Below are 14,761 nucleotides of genomic sequence, written 5' to 3'. Positions count from 1 at the left end.
CCCCGGCCACACCCAGGAGACACCCATGCCCGCAACTGGCGCCCCCGCGACGCCAGACGTGTCCGTCATCGTCGGCGCGTACAACGCCATGCCGTACCTGCCCCGTTGCCTCGCCTCGCTCGCGGAGCAGAGCATCGGGCACGCGCGGATGGAGATCATCGCCGTCGACGACGGGGCGACGGACGGTACGGGCGCCGAGCTCGACCGCTTCGCCGCTGAGCACGGACCGCTCGTCCAGGTCTTCCACCAGGAGAATTCCGGCGGCCCCTCCGCGCCCCGCAACCTCGCGCTCGACCACGCGCGCGGACGGTACGTCTTCTTCCTCGACGCGGACGACTACCTGGGCCCCGAGGCGCTGGAGCGGATGGTGGCCGCCGCGGACGCCAACGGGACCGACGTCGTGCTCGGCCGCACCGTCGGGGTCGGCGGACGCCGCGCGCCCGACGGCGTGTTCCAGCGCGGCCACCAGCGCACCGACGTCTTCAACTCGCCGGTGTACTGGACGCTCAACCCCATGAAGCTCTTCCGCCGCGAGCTGGTCGAGCGGCACGGGCTGCGCTTTCCCACCCACCACACCGTCGGCGAGGACCAGCACTTCGTCGCCCTCGCCTACCTGCACGCGCAGGGGATATCCGTCGTCGCCGACTACGACTGCCACTACTGGGTGGCGCGTGAGGACGGCGGCAACATCCTCACCACCCACCGCGACCTCCACGAGCGCGTCCAGGTCGTACGCAGCATGCTCGACCTCCTCGAAGAGCACGTGGAACCCGGCTCGGGTCGTGACAAGCTGATGCGCCGTCACCTGGTCGTCGAGCTGCGCGAAGCCCTCGTGCACCTGCACCGCGAGCCGGACCGCGCCGAGCGCGAGAAGGCCCTGGTGCAGCTCAGGGAGACCCTGGAGCGCAGCTACCATCCCCGACTGGCCGCCACCCTGCCCGCGTTGGTGCGGCTGCGCTGCCATCTGGTCGTCCACGGCACGGTGGACGACCTCCACGAGCTCATCGCGTACGAACTGGGCCACGGCACGCTCACCGAGGGCATCACCGTCGCCGACCGCGCGCTCCCCGCGCCCGCGGTCCTGGTCGAGGGGGAGCGCGCCTACGCGCAGTACCCCTTCTTCCGCGACCCGCGGCGCGCCGTCCCCGAGGACTGCTACGACATCACCGAGGAGCTCAAGCCCCGCCACCACCTGGCGGCGGCCGAACTCCACGGCACCGCACTGCGCGTGAGCGGCCACGCCTCCCTGCCGGGCCTCGACGGCGCCGGTTTGCGGGCCGAGTTCGTGCTGCGGGAACACCACCGTGGTACGGAGCACCGGCTGGTCACGAGCCCTGCTCCCGTCCCGTACGACAGCCCCGGCGCGGTCGGGTTCGCCGCGGCCGCGGACCTCCTCGCGCTGCCCGGCGGCGGGCGGCTCGACCACGGGATGTGGGACCTGTATCTCGAGCTCGGGACCGGGCAGTTGACCCGCGAGGCACGTTTGGGCAGCCAACGCGCTCCCGAGATACCCCGTACGCCCGCGACCCACCTGCTCGCGGCGGAGGACGGCCTCCTCCCCGTCACCCTCCACACCACCCCGTACGGGAACCTCACCCTCGACGTCGGCGAGCAGAAGCACGGCGTGCGGAAGTCGCTGCGTCCGACGACGGCTGCCTGGGCCGAGGACCGGCCCGCCACCTTGGAGATCTCCGGGAGCTGCGGGCTCGCCGCACTCCCGCCCGGCGCGCTTCACCTGCGGCTCCGGGACCGGTACGGCACTGTCCGGGATCTCCCGGTGCCCCACGGTGGGGAGTTCACCGTGGCAGTGCCCCTCGACGACCTTCCTGCCGGCGAATGGGCCCTCTTCCTGCACGTCGGCGAGCAGGAAGGGTGGGAGAGCCCCGTACCCGCGCAGCCGGCGCTTCCCGTCGCCCGCTGGCGCCGCGGCTTGGCCCGCTGGTACGCGAAGCCGCTCGCCCCACAGGGCCCGAAGAAGCAGAGGGCGGACGCGCCGCTGACCTTGCGCATCGACCGCGTACGGGTGGGCAAGGCGCTGCTGGCGCGGGTCAGACGCTAGGCGGGGTGGGTCTCGTAGCGAGCTGGTGCCGTTGCTGCGCGAGTGGCGGATGCGGTCACCACGCGGGCCGAGCTTGCGGGAGTGCTACCGGGTGGCGGCGTGGCCGCCCCGCGCGAGCTTCTCCAGGAACTGCCGCTGGCCGTCCAGGAATCCGTCCGCGAAGAGCGAGCGCGGGGAGAAGAGGGCGGTGAGCGTGAGCTTTGCTTCGGACTGCTCGATGCTCTGCTGGAGTAGGGAATGGGACGCGTCCGGGTAGTGCGCGACCCTCAGCGCGCCGCCCGCGCCCAGCACCCTGCGGTAGACGCGCTCCGTATCGGCGGTGTCCACGTTGATGTCGTGGCCGGCGAGGGTCAGCAGGACCGGTACGCCGCGCAGGGCGCTGAGGTCCCGCGTGGCGTCAACGGTGTAGTTCTTGGAGATGAAGCCCCAGCGGTCGGCGGTCATGCCGTGCGCGTCGCCGCCCATCGCCCTGACGTACTCCGCGAAGCCCGCGTGCCGCTCGAGCAGCCGGCGGGTGGCGTCGCTCCGGGCGACCTCCGCCTTGGTGCGGGCCGCTGAAGCATGCTCGGCGCGCAGCTCCGCGAGGAGGTTGTAGCGGCCCTGCCGGAGCCAGTTGACCGCGGGCGAGACGGCGATGACGAAGTTCACCGGCGTCCTGGCGGCGACCTTCGGCAGAACCCAGCCCGCCTGGCTGGCGCCCCAGAGCCCGATACGCGCGCCGTCGATGTCCGGGCGGGCGCGCCCAGGCGATCGCCGCGGCCGCCTCGTCGGCCCGGTCGTCCATGGACTGACCGAGCCCAGTCGCCGGGCGCGCCCGCGACGCCCGGCTTGTCCCAGGACAGGGTGGCGTACCCGGCCTTGGCGTTCGCCTCCCACATGGGCTTGTAGCCGTCGTCGTGAGTGGCGTCGACGGGGCCGTCGCCGTGGACGTAAACGACTCCCGCCGGGGCCGGAGCGGTGACCGTGCGGCCCCAGCCCTGGCCCGGCGCCGAGGCCCGGGAACTCACCGCCCAGTGCTGGGCGGCCCTGCACGAACGCGACCGGGGCGAACCCCGCCCGGCCCTCTTCCGCCGCTACGCCGACATCACCCGGGGAGCAGCGGAGAGGGCCAGGCGCTGAAGGCGGGGCAACGGACCGAGCCTGTGCGCTTCGATCCGTACCGGCCGACGGCTGTTCCGGTCTACGGCGGCAGGAGCCGGGGCGGGTGCTCGCGCTGGAACTGGGGCACTCGCCGCTTCGTGGCGGAGAAGCGCGGGCGTCATCCGGGCAGCGGCCTACGCGCTACTCGGCCCCGTCGCCTCGCTGCGCTGTATGCGGCAGGCGTTCAGGGCGCTCGCGACCGACGCCAGGTGCTCCCGGTGTTCCCGCCGCATGCGCCGCAGGTCACGGAGCAGGCTCCGGAGCATCTGAGTCCCGCCGACGGCCAACAGCACCAACAGCAGCACGTTGCCGTCGATGGCGGAGCCGATCAGCAGGATGGCCAGGCTGAGCCCGTAGACGACCGTCGCCACTCGCATCATGCGAATCCTTCGCCGGGGCGTCGCGGGCCACAGGGCTATGCGGTGTCGTCCGTCGGTCACGGTGCGTGTTCCTCTCCATATGGGACCCCGGTGACCCTAGGCGCCCACCCGCCGCCACAGAAAAACGATCAAGGCGCTCAGCCAGGCGCCCGGCGACCGGCCCCCCGGGCCGGGCCCAACCCGCCGCCCACAGCCCCGCTCACCCCCGAAGCCGCACCCCCATCTTCAAGAACGCCTGCACCAGGGGCGCTCGAGGCGCCGCAGGGGACACCACCTGGGGGCCCAGGCCGGGTCGGTGTACCCGCGCGCCCAGACGAGGTCGGCCAGGGGAGGCGTACTGGTCATGGAACCGCTCCGCTCGTGATCGCTGTCCCCGTGGAGCTCGTTACCGTACACAGTGTTCGGAAATGAGGCCAGGGTGAGCGGAGGCGGGCGCGCTCTCAGGAGGTGAGGTCGACCGCTCCGGGGGCGTCGGAGGGTGCCAGGCCCGTGGCCCACACGCGGCCGTAGACGGACAGGTCGCGCAGGTGGGTGGTGATCTCGGCGGCGCTGTAGCCGGTGTCGTTCTCGACCCACCAGGTGAGCAGGCCGAGGAGTTCGCCGGTCCACGCGCGGGCGACCACGTCGAGGGGGATGCGCGGGGTGACGCCGAGCTCCCGGGTGCGCGCGCGGAAGGAGTCCTCGGCGTGCGCGCAGACCAGGTCGGTGAATTCGCGCAGGGCCCGCCCGTCGCCCTCGCCGCGCAGGATGACCTGGTAGAGGGGTTTCTCCTGCTCGGCGTGCTCGAAGATGTACTTCACCGGCAGCCCGGTGAAGCCCTCGGCGCGCGCCTGCCGGAGCGCGGGCAGGAGGCGTTCGCGGTCCTCGGCGAGGTCCCGTACGGCGCCGATCAGCAGGTCCTCCTTGTCGCGGTAGTGCGCGTAGAAGGTGGCGCGGCCGATGTCGGCGCGCTCGATGATCTCCTCCACGGTGATCGCCTGGAACCCTCTGTCCAGGACCAGTTCGACCAGCGCCTGGCGCAGCGCGGCGCGCGTCCTGCGTACGCGGCGGTCTCCCGCGGGCTTGGTGTCCACTTCGCTTCCTTCGTCTCCCGACCCTGCGGGTCCTGATGGCGTGTCCGGCTCCTGCGAGGCCGTTGACCAGACCCTAACGCTGCCCTTACGTTTCCGAACTCCAAGATAGTTACTGAACAACTCGTTCGGAAACTCGGAGGCGCAATGAACCTCGGGCGCTATGTGCGCAGGTCGGCCCAGCACCATCCCCATGCCGAGGCCGTGGTCTGCGGACCGACCCGGCTGACCTACGCGGAGCTCGACGAGCACAGCGACCGCCTCGCGACCGCGCTGCGCCACAGGGGCCTGGAGCGCGGCGACCGCGTGGCCACCCTCGCCGCCAACCGCGCCGAGCTGGTGGTCACCGAAGTCGCCCTCTACAAGGCGGGGTTGACCCGCGCACCCATCAACGCGCGGCTGGGCACCGCGGAAGTCCACCACCTGCTCACCGAGTCCGGGGCCCGCGTACTGCTCGCCGACGCCGACCACCTGGAGGCGGCCCGCGCCGCGATCCCCGGGGCCAAGGTGGACACGGTGCTGGGATACGACGGGGCCACCGACCTCGGCCCCGGCTACACCGAAACCCTCGCCGCCACAGAACCCGAGCCCGTGGAAGCGGACTGCGCCGAGAGCGACATCGCGGTCCTGCACTTCACCTCGGGATCCACCGGCCGGCTCAAGGCGGCGACCCAGACCTACGGCAACCGGCTGGCGCTGCTGCGCAAATCCGTCATGAGCCCCGCCACCCGCATCGGCCCCGGCGACCGGCAGATCCTCGCGGGCCCGGTCACGCACGCCTCGGGCATGCCGCTGATGGGCATCTTCTTCGCCGGCGGCTGCGCCGTCGTCCTGCCGCGCTGGGACGCCGAGGACTTCCTCGCGACCGTCCAACGCGAGCGCGCCACCCACGCGTTCGTCGTCCCCACCATGGTCAACGCCCTCCTCGCGCTGCCGGACGCCCGCGCGTACGACACCTCCAGCCTGCGCCAGCTCATGTACGGCGCCGCGCCCATGTCACCGGCCCGCATCCGGGCGGCGTGGGAGCTGTTCGGGCCGGTGCTCGCGCAGGGCTTCGGCTGCGGCGAGACCACCTCGGGCGTGCTCTCCCTCTCCACCGAGGACCACCGGCGAGCGATCGAGGACGGCGATGAGGAACTGCTGCTCTCCTGCGGCCGGCCGCTCGCCGAGGCGGAGGTGGAGATCGTGGGCGAGGACGGCACGCCCGTCACCGAGGGGGAGATCGGCGAGATCGCCGTACGCGGCCCCGATGTGGTCCCCGGCTACTACAACGCGCCGGAGTTGACGGCCGAGTCCTTCCGCGAGGGCTGGTTCCACACCGGGGATCTGGCCCGTCGCCGCTCCGACGGCTACGTCTTCATCGTCGACCGCAAGAAGGACATGATCATCTCCGGCGGGTTCAACATCTACGCCGTCGAGGTCGAATCCGTCCTCCACCAGCACCCGCAGGTGTACGAGGCCGCCGTGATCGGCGTCCCCGACGAGCAGTGGGGCGAGGCCGTGCACGCCGTGGTCGTACCCCGCGGCGACGCGCCCCTGGACGGCCCCGAGCTGATCGGCTTCTGCGCCGAGCGGCTGGCCCGCATGAAGAAGCCCCGCTCCGTGGAGTTCGCCGACGCCCTGCCCCACAACCCCAACGGCAAGATCGACCGCCGCGCGCTCCGCGAGCGCCACTGGACCGGCGCCGAGCGCCGCGTCCACTGACCCCCTCCAAGGACCCCTCATGACCTACACCCTCACGCCTTCGTACGAGGACAACTCCCGCCTCCAGGAGCTCGTCGACCGGCTGCGCGCCTATCTGAACGACGAACTCCTCCCGTACGAGCAGGCCCGCGGCATCACCGCCGAGAGCCCCCTGGACCGCGCCACGCTGGAGCACGTGTGGAAGCGCAGCGCGGAACTGGGCTTCTACGGCATCAGCCTCCCGCCCGAACTCGGCGGCCAGGGGCTGGACTTCACCGAGCTGTGCGCGCTCAAGGAGGAACTCACCGCCTCCGGCGCCGCCCTGTCCCACTCGGTACTGGGCGACATGGGAGGCCCGCTGCGCGTCGGCGCGATCGTCAAGTACGCCACCGAGCACCAGCGTGAGACCTATCTGATGCCCGTCATCCGCGGCGAGCGCGCCTGCTGCTTCTCGGTCACCGAGGAGGACGCGGGCTCCGACGTCCGCAGGATGCACACCACCGCGACCTGGGACGGGGAGGCGTACGTGCTCGACGGGCACAAGGTGTTCTCCTCCGCCGCGCCCATCGCGGACTTCGCGATCGTGGTGGCGCGCATGGCCGCGAGCGGCGGGGATGACGGCGCTGAGGAGGGCGGTGCCGAGGAGTCGTACAGCGCCTTCATCGTCGACCTCGACACCCCCGGCGTCCGCGTGCTGGAGGGCGAAGTGCCCATGTCCGGGCAGCAGATGGAGGGCGACCTCGTCTTCGAGGGCTGTCGCGTCCCCGCCGCCAACCTCCTGGGCGAGATCGGCCAGGGGCTGCGCATCGGCATCGGGCGCATCACCCTCAACCGGCTGCTGCACTGCCCCTCGCTGATCGGCGGGGCGCGGCGCGCCTGGGACCTGTCGGTGTCGTGGTCCAAGAGCCGCATCGCCTTCGGGCAGCCGCTGCTCGCCCTCCAGGCCGTCCAGCACAAGCTCGCCGAGATGGCCACCGACCTCTACGCGGCCCGCTCCATGGTCATGGCCGCCGCCGCGCGCGCCGACCGGGGCGAGAACATCGCGGTCGAGGCCAACATGTGCAAGCTCTTCACCTCCGAGGCGTGCTTCCGCGTCGCCGACCAGGCCGTGCAGATCCACGGCAAGGCCGGCCTGACCCGCGGCCACGAGGTCGAGCGGATCTTCCGCACGCTGCGCATGTTCCGGATCGTCACCGGCACCACCGAGATCCACAAGAACGCCGTCGCCAAGGCCCTCGTCTGAGCCGGGCCCTCGTCTGAGCCGGGCCCTCGTCTGAGCCGGGCCCTCGTCCGTGCCGGGCCCGCATCCGACCCGGGTCCTCCGTCCGAGCTCGCGTCCGGCCCAGGTCCCCGCCTGTCCTAGGCCCGCGTCCGGCCCAGGTCGCCGCACGGAGCCAGGCCCTACCCGCAGGAGTCACCCATGGCTTCCCAGCCTTCCGCGCCGCCCGCACGTCTGCCAGGCGACGAGGCAGCCGCCCCTCCCGCGTACCGGCGGGGAAGGGCCTGGCTCATCACCGCCATGATCGTCACCTTCATGGTCGTCAACTTCGCCGACAAGGCCGTCCTCGGCCTCGCCGCCGTACCGATCATGGAAGAACTGCACATCAGCCACGGCACCTACGGACTGATCTCCAGCTCCTTCTTCCTCCTCTTCAGCCTCTCCGGGCTCGTCGTCGGCTTCTTCTCCTCCCGCGTCACCAGCCGCACCCTGCTCTTCGTCATGACGCTGACCTGGGCCCTCGCCCAACTCCCCGTGCTCATCGTGGCCGCCGTCCCCACACTGATCGCGGGACGCGTGCTGCTCGGCGCCGCCGAGGGGCCCGCGGCGTCGATGTCCATGCACGCCCTGTACAAGTGGTTCCCGCCGCACCGGCGCGGCTTCCCCTCGGCGCTCCAGATCAGCGGCGCCGCGCTGGGCACCCTCATCTCCGCGCCCGTACTGACCTGGCTCATCACCGACCACGGCTGGCGCTCCGCCTATCTCGCGCTCGCCGTCGTCAGCGCGGCCTGGGCGCTGATCTGGTGGTACGTCGGCCACGACGGCCCCTTCGACGACACCCGCGCGGCGCCCGAGGGGACGGCGGGGGAGGCGCCTGGGGGGAGTGCGCGGGCCGGCGCCGCGCGGCTGCCGTACCGCAGGCTGCTGTCGGCCGGCACCGTGGTGGGCAGCATCTCCAGTGCCTTCGGCGCCCACTGGGCCCTGTCGCTGAGCCATGCGTGGCTGCCGTCCTACCTGCGTACCGAGCTCGGCATGGCCCCGGGGGTCGCCGCGAGCACCATCAGCGCCGTCGCCGCGCTCAGTTTCGTCCTGCTGCTGACGGTGTCTCCGCTCATGGACCTGCTCAAGTCCCGTGGTGTGAGCAGCCGTTGGTCGAGCGGTGCCGCGCAGGGGATCGCGGTGTGCGTGGCGGGCTGCGCCATGATCGTGTTCCCCTTCGTCGACGCGACCGCGCCGCGGCTGGTGCTGATCGCGATGGCCTTCGCCGTCGGTACCGTCACCGTGCCGCTGCACTACATGACCGCCGCCGAGGTCACGCCGAGCACGCAGCGCGGCGCGCTCTTCGGCATCATCGCCGCCACCGGCACCCTCCCCGGCCTCGTCGCCCCCTCCCTCACGGGCCACCTCATCGACGCGGCCGGTGCGCCGGGGGCCGGCTACACGCACGCGTTCCTGCTGACCGCGGCCGTGATGCTGTGCGCCGGGGTGCTGGCGGTGGTCTGCATACGGCCGGAGCGTGATGCGCGGCGGCTCATGCTCAACTCGGGGGCGGGGCAGGCGAGTTGAGGATCCCTCTGTGCGCCGCTATGCCCCGAGGGCCTCGGCCGGCTGGCGGAGGATGGTCTTGAGCTTCTCCGGAGCGGCCCTGCGCGGATCGCTGAGGTAGATCTCGTGGGGCAGGCCGGTGGGCCGCAGGCCGTGGGCGGCGAGGTAGGTGTGGTGGAGCTCGTGCAGTACGGGCGCTTCGTCGTCGTACGAGCCGAGGTGCAGCACCCGGGCGCTGGGCCCTTCGTGCAGCGTGAAGTGCCGGACCCGGGCGATGGCCGGGAGTTTCTTCTTCACGAGCGCGGTCTGCCGGGCCTCCTCGATCATCTCCCGCGTGATCCAGGAGGGCAGGGTCGTGTACGCGGGCCAGCGCACCGCAACCCGCACCCCGGCACGTACGCCCCGTGCAGAGTCCCAGGCGGTGCTGAGCCGCCACTCGGAGATCGCCTTGCGCGCGGGCGCGGCTGTGGGGGCGGCGTCGCCCCAATCGCACGTGAGACAGGTTGAGTCCGGGGGTGGGTCCCTCTGATGCCAGAGTTCCGACTCGGGCGGCAGAAGACCTCGGCCGCGGACTTGGGCAATGGCTCCCTGTGCTGCGTGACGCGGTGGGTGCTTTGTCTTCTCGGCCGGCATCCCCGCCAGAGGCAGCACCTCCTGGTCAACAGCATCTTGTTAGTGATTCGTACGGCTCGCGTAAGTGGGCTCTCAAGCGGGTGCGCGTGGCTTGTAGCCTTGCCTATTACACAGGTGTAGTTGGCGAGGGGGGTACGGGTGTGACGTGGGGTGAGTGGGAGCAGGCGAAGGCCGCCGCGGGACGGCACGACGCGTCGATGCGGCTGAACAGCGCCCCGGGCGGGGGAGGAAGCTGGGCCGAGAAGTATCACTCGGGCGTGCTGGCGCACTCGGCGCGGGAGAAGAAGCAGGCCGCCTCGTATCTGGAGAAGCACCTGCGCCCGGATGTGCACTCGGCCGGAAAGAAGGCCGACCCCGCCTCCGACGACGTCACCGGGAGCAAGAACCGCACGGGCGAAGGCGAGGGCGCCCTGGCGGGACTGGAGACCCAGGAGGGCGTGCGCTTCTGCGCCGATAAGTGGAGCGCGCAGTTGAAGAACCTGCTGGAGCGACTCGGCAAGGAGCAGGCGGCGCTGCAGGGCGCCAACGCCGCCTACCAGCAGGGCGATCAGTCCGCCGCGGACCTGTTCCGCAGCAAGCTGTCCAAGTACTGAGGGGGAGTCATGGCGCTGACCTACCACGATCTCCTGCGGGCCGATTTGTCCGCGCTCTCGGAGGCGGCCGGGAAGTGGAAGGCCATGGGCAACCGCTTCGACACGCTGCGCCAGCATTACCTGGACAACGTCAAGGTGGCCCTGCGCAAGGGCAACTGGGTCGGCCAGGGCGCCGATGCCTATCAGGACACCTCCGGCCACACGCTGCATGAGTTCACCGCCGCGCGGAACCAGGCCCGCGCCATCGGGAAGCTCCTGGAGGATGCGCACGGTGTCCTGACCGGGTGGAAGCGCAAGGTGGAGGCGGCCCGGGACGAGGCTGTCGAGGCCAAGATGAAGGTCGATCAGGACGGCGTCTGCAGCTACGACTTCAGCAGGTTCACCGACGAGGAGACCCAGGCGATCACCCGGGATCGCAAGGCCCGGGAGGAGACCGAGCGGTCCTGGACGCAGCACATCGCCGGTGTGGTGAAGAAGGCCGCGCACGCCGACCATGAAATCAAGCTGGCCCTCAAGGCCGCCGCCACCGACACCGACCCGCAGGGCGGCCTCTCCGGCTTCAACGGCAAGGCCGTCGGCAGTCTGAAGGAGTTCCACAAGCAGCGCGAGGCAGCGGAAGCGAAGAAGAAAGCAGAGAAAAAGAAGAGCGAGGGAGAGGTCAAGGTATCCATCTCCGCCCTGCGGGGCGTGGCCCGCGGCGTGGAGGCATTCGGGAAGACCAACGGTTCATTCCCTTCCAGGCTGATCAGCGGCGTCGTGGAGGGAGTTTCCGAGGCGACTGGATACAATCAAACACAGGGAGTGTGCTTGAATGCTTCCGCGGGAATGGTTGTAGGCGCAGGCGGTGAAGCTTGCCTGGTTCAAACGCAAAAACCGGACGGCGGGAAACAAATTGCCATGACCACGTCTGGATCGGGTCAGAGTGCCGGAATGAATTTTGGCTACGGCGGCGGAATCGGTGTCCTGAAGAGTAACGCCGACGACTGGAGCCAGCTCAAAGGGAATGCCGCAGATAAGGGGGCGTCCTTGCGCGTCGGCCCCTACGGTGGGTTCCTGAACAATTCCCAGGCGATCGGGACCACGAACTCCAAGGGCGAAGACGTGCAGAACTTCACCGGAGGAATGGGGATGGGCCTGAGTACGGAGATCGGCGGTGGGGGAACAAAAACTACCGGCGTCAAACTGTGGGAAGGGCAGTAGCGGAACAGGAGACGCGATACCGGTGATCTGCGATTGAGCAAGTTCTATTTATGGGGTTTCAGTGTTTTTTGTGGTAATTGGCGTAGCGTTTCTCGTTCTGAGTACTCCGATGGCTTTCAACTTTATGGGTTTCGCAGAAACAACCTTCAATGTCCTTTCCAGGGTCAATCCTACCGCGCCGAATGCAACACATAGATCCCTGCAAGCGGCCGCGGTGATCGGAATCATTGTAGGCGCCGGCCTGCTATTTGGGGGGATCGCAGGGGAGTGACGCAGCTCCTGTGCGCCACCAGGACCGGAATCGGTGCACCTCGCAGACTGTCGTGTCATGAGGTTCGACCTGCGTGGCCCTTCAGAGGTTTCGCCGAGTCTCACTTTCGAAACCGACTCCAAGGTAAATCCCGTTTTCCCTAAGGTGATGCACAGATCGCTGCAAGGTGTGGGTGTGCTGTGGGTCCTGCTGGGAGTCATATTCCTTCTTCCTCAACTTCTTTCCGCTGTTCTGTGAGTGCGAGTCAATAGAGCATTGCGGTTGTCACCTGCTCGAACTCCAGCTCCTTATGGGGCGTGAGCGCCGATGTCGAGTATCCGGGGCGCCTTTTCCCATGGGGTCTCGGCGCCTGCGCTACAGGCAGCTCCGAGCGGGTGGACTAGGCGGTGGAGCGATACGGCAGGTGCCGGTCGCGTGATTCTGTGGTTTCGAGGGCGAGTTGAAGGACTTTGCTTCCGGCCGGATGGGTGCTGGTGAGATTCCAGGTGCCCGCCGCACCTCTCTGGGTGGTGTACCAGCGGGGGCACGTCCGTGTCGGCTCCGAAAGTCTCGTCCGGTATCGAACGGCCGGGCTTGACCGCAACACTGGCCGGGTTGGGGAAGCCAGCCGTCCTCGGCGCACGGCTCGGCCAAGGCGCACAGCACGATCTCCTTCGCGGCTGTCCGGATGACACGGCGTTCGGGCAGTGCATCGCCTTCGCTTCCGGCGGTACCCGCGCCGAGCGCGCCTGGCGTGTGGTTCGCCCACCTCTACGGCGCGTCGCAGCCCAGCACCTCGCGCGCAATGGCCGGCCCCGAGGCTTCGCCTGGGGGCGGCAGTTCGCACCGCACTTGAGTATCCGGGGTCGTCGCCGCGCGAGTCGAGCCTTGGTGGGGCATTGCGAACTGCCGGCGCGCGGATGCTGCTCCGCCTTCACCGGCCCGCCGTCGGTCACTGGCACAGTTTCGAACAGAATTGCCCCGCCGCCCTCGAGAGGCACCCGTGAAAAGCCGTGCACCAACTCCCCCCCCCCCCCCAGGCTCTGCCGTTCACACGAGCGGAAGTGGGGGTGCCGTGGTCATGGACCCGGTCGGATACGCCGATGACGAGGCGCTCGCTGACCACGCCGACGGTGAAGCGCTCCGTTCCGACGGCAACGGAACGCACTCTGTGCGAGGGGTGGACTCCAAGACTCTGGAGTTCTACGTCGACGGGGTGATCAACGAGCGCATACCCAACATCGAACCGAAGTACGGTCTACGAAACGGCCGGGAAGCCTTCTGGGACCCGGCGAAGGAGTCCGTGGTCATGGTGGGCGGAGACGGCGGCAGCGTGTTTACCTCTGAAGAGGGGCACTCCTACTTCGAGGATCTGGAATAAGAGGGGCGGAATGTCCGAGCGAGTCGACCGCAGCGTCAGTATCTCCGAATCGGAGTTCACCAGGATCCTCTTCTTGACGCGCGAGCTTGAGGAGTTCCCCGTCGAACGGCTACAGAGCTTCGGATGCGATGCCGACGAGCTTGAAGGTCTGCTGAACCTGCTCAGGAGTGCCCGTCGAATGTGCACGGAGCATGACGAGGCTGATCGATTCACACTCGTCTTACCGGCCCACCCTGCGGCATCAGACCCGCTGCGCACCGGGTATTCAGCCGATGAACTGCGCGAGGCGCTGGACACCTTGGCGGACTGATGTCGGCGTGCCTCTCCTCGATGATCTGCTTTACGCTCGTATAGCGACTGTGATCTGTCACCCGAACCCAATTAGCCCTGTAAAGGGATGGGGCGCCACGCGAACATCGGGCGCCAAGCGCTAGGCGTGGTGGCGGGGCCGAATTGCGCGTTCCGCTCCTCCCCGTGGCTGCAGGAAAGACAGGGCGCCGAGTCCTTGGCCCGGCGGCCAGCGGCCCGCCGACAGGCGATGGCTTCCACAGAAGGAGAGTCCGAGATGGCCGGCGAGACCCCCGTTCGCCCGAACGACCACCTGCTCAGCCCCGAGAACGCGGCCCTCGTGCTGATCGATTATCAGCCCGAGCAGGTCGGCACGGTGCGGTCGGTGGACCACGACCTGATGATGCTGAACGTCACGGCCGTCGCCCGCGCTGCGACCGCGTACGAGCTGCCGGTCGTGCTGAGCACTGTCGGCGTCGAGATGGGGGCCAACAGCGGCACCATCGAGGCGCTGCGTGCCGAGCTGCCGGGCGTCGAGGAGGTCGACCGGACCACGCTCAACTCCTGGGAGGACGCCGACTTCCGGGCCGCGGTCGAGGCTACCGGCCGCAAGAAGATCATCATGACCGGCCTGTGGACGGAGGTGTGCGTCGCGTTCCCGACGCTGGACATGCTCCGTGAGGGGTACGAGGTCTACCCGGTCGCGGACGCGATCGGCGGGGTGAGCCGGGAGGCGCACGAGAGCGCCATGCGGCGCATGGTGCAGGCCGGCGCTCAGCCGGTGACCGCGATCTCTTTGACCGCCGAGCTGCAGCGCGACTGGGGTCGCGCCGGCGCGGACCGGTTGCGGGGAATTCTGCGCTGGTACTTCCCCGAGCTGCAGAAGCTGACGGCCTGACCAGCCTGACCCCGCCAAGCCGGGCCAGGCGCGGCGGGCCGTCCTCGCGGGAGGCCGGAGACCCGCCTTCCACCGCGAGCATTCCCTGCCTTCTTGGGCCTGTCGCGAGGCAATCCGCACGGTGGTGGCCGTGTGTCCGAGCAGCCATTTCCTGCTGCCACGGCGGTGGCGGTTCGGTGAATCGTCTCCCGGAGTTCCCGTGCGTGGTCGAGCTGGGACCGGGTGCGGGAGCCGACCGCCAGGCCGTGGAGTGCCAGCCAGTCCGCGAGCCGGGATGGCACGGGGTGCGCTCCAGTGTCTTGCCGTGACGCCCCGTCAGAGTCGCCGTGAAGCTGGTGGTCAGCACGTTGCCAAGGCGGAACTCGGGGAAACATGCGGCGGGCATGGAACCACCGTAGCTGGTTCCTGCGGGGAGGCCGAGC

14 protein-coding genes and 1 pseudogene are annotated in these 14,761 nt (G+C 69.6%); 10 read left to right on the top strand and 5 right to left on the bottom strand.

The features are described from left to right. Nucleotides 1–25: 25 nt before the first annotated feature. Nucleotides 26–2,059 (top strand): glycosyltransferase family 2 protein, encoded by a 2,034-nt coding sequence (locus ABEE00_RS24640; RefSeq protein ID WP_345747834.1) that lies wholly within the window; start codon nucleotides 26–28, stop codon nucleotides 2,057–2,059. An 84-nt stretch (nucleotides 2,060–2,143) separates the two neighbouring features. On the opposite strand, the gene ABEE00_RS24635 is transcribed toward ABEE00_RS24640, so the two are convergent. Then, the gene (locus ABEE00_RS24635) at nucleotides 2,144–2,707 is read right to left on the bottom strand and encodes an alpha/beta fold hydrolase domain-containing protein (RefSeq protein WP_345747833.1); all 564 of its coding nucleotides are present in this window, start codon (nucleotides 2,705–2,707) and stop codon (nucleotides 2,144–2,146) included. Between the two features lie 309 nt (nucleotides 2,708–3,016). On the opposite strand from ABEE00_RS24635, the gene ABEE00_RS24630 reads away from it, so the two are divergent. Then, nucleotides 3,017–3,178, top strand: coding sequence for a hypothetical protein (locus tag ABEE00_RS24630; protein WP_345747832.1), 162 nt, complete (start codon nucleotides 3,017–3,019; stop codon nucleotides 3,176–3,178). Between the two features lie 155 nt (nucleotides 3,179–3,333). Here ABEE00_RS24630 and ABEE00_RS24625 read toward each other — a convergent pair whose 3' ends face one another. Then, nucleotides 3,334–3,579: a hypothetical protein gene (locus ABEE00_RS24625; protein WP_345747831.1), complete on the bottom strand. Its 246-nt coding sequence runs from the start codon at nucleotides 3,577–3,579 to the stop codon at nucleotides 3,334–3,336. Nucleotides 3,580–4,019: 440 nt separating this feature from the next. After that, nucleotides 4,020–4,652 carry a TetR/AcrR family transcriptional regulator gene (locus ABEE00_RS24620; protein WP_345747830.1) on the bottom strand — a complete coding sequence of 211 codons (633 nt, stop codon included), beginning with the start codon at nucleotides 4,650–4,652 and terminating at the stop codon, nucleotides 4,020–4,022. 144 nt (nucleotides 4,653–4,796) lie between these two features. Here ABEE00_RS24620 and ABEE00_RS24615 point away from each other — a divergent pair, with 144 nt between their 5' ends. The 3 genes from ABEE00_RS24615 to ABEE00_RS24605 all read left to right on the top strand — a co-directional run bounded on the left by ABEE00_RS24615 (nucleotide 4,797) and on the right by ABEE00_RS24605 (nucleotide 9,117). Continuing rightward, nucleotides 4,797–6,353, top strand: coding sequence for an acyl-CoA synthetase (locus ABEE00_RS24615; RefSeq protein ID WP_345747829.1), 1,557 nt, complete (start codon nucleotides 4,797–4,799; stop codon nucleotides 6,351–6,353). A gap of 19 nt (nucleotides 6,354–6,372) precedes the next feature. Next, nucleotides 6,373–7,575 (top strand): acyl-CoA dehydrogenase family protein, encoded by a 1,203-nt coding sequence (locus tag ABEE00_RS24610; RefSeq protein ID WP_345747828.1) that lies wholly within the window; start codon nucleotides 6,373–6,375, stop codon nucleotides 7,573–7,575. 177 nt (nucleotides 7,576–7,752) lie between these two features. After that, the gene (locus ABEE00_RS24605; RefSeq protein WP_345747827.1) at nucleotides 7,753–9,117 is read left to right on the top strand and encodes an MFS transporter; all 1,365 of its coding nucleotides are present in this window, start codon (nucleotides 7,753–7,755) and stop codon (nucleotides 9,115–9,117) included. Nucleotides 9,118–9,135: 18 nt separating this feature from the next. On the opposite strand, the gene ABEE00_RS24600 is transcribed toward ABEE00_RS24605, so the two are convergent. Beyond that, the gene (locus tag ABEE00_RS24600) at nucleotides 9,136–9,471 is read right to left on the bottom strand and encodes a GyrI-like domain-containing protein (RefSeq protein ID WP_345747826.1); all 336 of its coding nucleotides are present in this window, start codon (nucleotides 9,469–9,471) and stop codon (nucleotides 9,136–9,138) included. 398 nt (nucleotides 9,472–9,869) lie between these two features. Between ABEE00_RS24600 and ABEE00_RS24595 the strand changes: the two genes are divergently transcribed. The 5 genes from ABEE00_RS24595 (at nucleotide 9,870) to ABEE00_RS24575 (ending at nucleotide 14,339) form a co-directional block, all read left to right on the top strand. Continuing rightward, entirely contained in the window at nucleotides 9,870–10,322 is a 453-nt protein-coding gene (locus ABEE00_RS24595; protein WP_345747825.1) for a hypothetical protein, read from the top strand. A gap of 9 nt (nucleotides 10,323–10,331) precedes the next feature. Next, complete coding sequence (locus tag ABEE00_RS24590; protein ID WP_345747824.1) at nucleotides 10,332–11,522, top strand: hypothetical protein; 1,191 nt, start codon at nucleotides 10,332–10,334, stop codon at nucleotides 11,520–11,522. Nucleotides 11,523–12,853: 1,331 nt separating this feature from the next. Next, complete coding sequence (locus ABEE00_RS24585) at nucleotides 12,854–13,153, top strand: hypothetical protein (RefSeq protein ID WP_345747823.1); 300 nt, start codon at nucleotides 12,854–12,856, stop codon at nucleotides 13,151–13,153. Between the two features lie 10 nt (nucleotides 13,154–13,163). Continuing rightward, nucleotides 13,164–13,463 carry a hypothetical protein gene (locus ABEE00_RS24580; RefSeq protein WP_345747822.1) on the top strand — a complete coding sequence of 100 codons (300 nt, stop codon included), beginning with the start codon at nucleotides 13,164–13,166 and terminating at the stop codon, nucleotides 13,461–13,463. A gap of 255 nt (nucleotides 13,464–13,718) precedes the next feature. After that, complete coding sequence (locus ABEE00_RS24575; protein WP_345747821.1) at nucleotides 13,719–14,339, top strand: isochorismatase family protein; 621 nt, start codon at nucleotides 13,719–13,721, stop codon at nucleotides 14,337–14,339. Between the two features lie 59 nt (nucleotides 14,340–14,398). Here the strand turns inward: ABEE00_RS24575 and ABEE00_RS24570 are convergent. Further along, a pseudogene (locus ABEE00_RS24570) lies at nucleotides 14,399–14,713 on the bottom strand (ABATE domain-containing protein); the annotation flags it as partial. Between the last annotated feature and the right edge of the window lie 48 nt (nucleotides 14,714–14,761).

It is taken from the genome of Streptomyces odontomachicola, assembly GCF_039605595.1.
Lineage (GTDB): Bacteria > Actinomycetota > Actinomycetes > Streptomycetales > Streptomycetaceae > Streptomyces.
Note: the sequence above shows the minus strand (reverse complement) of the source record. Positions and strands in the feature narration are given on the sequence as shown.

What these genes read in the sequence shown, in the direction of transcription:
- ABEE00_RS24640 (WP_345747834.1), top strand. Translation starts at nt 26, where the DNA reads ATGCCCGCAACTGGCGCCCCCGCGACGCCAGACGTGTCCGTCATCGTC.
- ABEE00_RS24625 (WP_345747831.1), bottom strand. Translation starts at nt 3,579, where the DNA reads ATGATGCGAGTGGCGACGGTCGTCTACGGGCTCAGCCTGGCCATCCTG.
- ABEE00_RS24615 (WP_345747829.1), top strand. Translation starts at nt 4,797, where the DNA reads ATGAACCTCGGGCGCTATGTGCGCAGGTCGGCCCAGCACCATCCCCAT.
- ABEE00_RS24610 (WP_345747828.1), top strand. Translation starts at nt 6,373, where the DNA reads ATGACCTACACCCTCACGCCTTCGTACGAGGACAACTCCCGCCTCCAG.
- ABEE00_RS24605 (WP_345747827.1), top strand. Translation starts at nt 7,753, where the DNA reads ATGGCTTCCCAGCCTTCCGCGCCGCCCGCACGTCTGCCAGGCGACGAG.
- ABEE00_RS24590 (WP_345747824.1), top strand. Translation starts at nt 10,332, where the DNA reads ATGGCGCTGACCTACCACGATCTCCTGCGGGCCGATTTGTCCGCGCTC.
- ABEE00_RS24585 (WP_345747823.1), top strand. Translation starts at nt 12,854, where the DNA reads ATGGACCCGGTCGGATACGCCGATGACGAGGCGCTCGCTGACCACGCC.
- ABEE00_RS24580 (WP_345747822.1), top strand. Translation starts at nt 13,164, where the DNA reads ATGTCCGAGCGAGTCGACCGCAGCGTCAGTATCTCCGAATCGGAGTTC.
- ABEE00_RS24575 (WP_345747821.1), top strand. Translation starts at nt 13,719, where the DNA reads ATGGCCGGCGAGACCCCCGTTCGCCCGAACGACCACCTGCTCAGCCCC.